The organism is Pseudomonas asuensis, assembly GCF_014646755.1.
Classification (GTDB): Bacteria; Pseudomonadota; Gammaproteobacteria; order Pseudomonadales; family Pseudomonadaceae; genus Chryseomonas; species Chryseomonas asuensis.
In genome coordinates, this window is the sequence record NZ_BMNW01000107.1 from 1 (window position 1) to 508 (window position 508).

Genomic DNA, 508 nt, shown 5'->3' on the forward strand with positions numbered 1-508 from the left:
GATGAGCGATATTGTTTACTTAGGCTTTGTGGCAACGAGGCCATGAGCTGGCTATGCTCGGCAAGGGTGGGCGTAAGCCTCACCTGTCCCGATTCGCCTACCAGCACAAGTCCAAACGCCCTGTTGAGCGCTGCTCGTGTGCTCTTGTGGAGGCCATGCCGACTGATCCCTTCGTTAACCGCGCGTTCGAGCCCAGCGGGACGAGGATCAGTCGGATCAGGTCGGAGCTGCGACCAAGTCTGGCCCTGTTGCTCCAGGTGGCACAGGAAAAGGTTGATATTTGAGCGATCGTTGGAGTTTAGGCTTTGTGGTAACGAGGCCATGAGCTGACTATGCTCGGCAAGGGTGGGCGTAAGCCTCACCTTTCCCGATTCGGCTACCAGCACAAGCCCCAACGCCCTGTTGAGCACTGCTCGTGTTTGACTATGTAGGCCATGGTTATTGATCCCTTCGTTAACGGCGCTTTCGAGCCCAGCGGGACGAAGGTCTGTAGGGTCAGGTCGGAGCT

Annotated in this window: 1 protein-coding gene; it reads right to left on the reverse strand. The window is 57.3% G+C overall.

The window, feature by feature from the left end:
• The coding region (locus IEX86_RS24895; protein ID WP_188868819.1) for a hypothetical protein at positions 1-508 on the reverse strand (508 nt) is incomplete at both ends.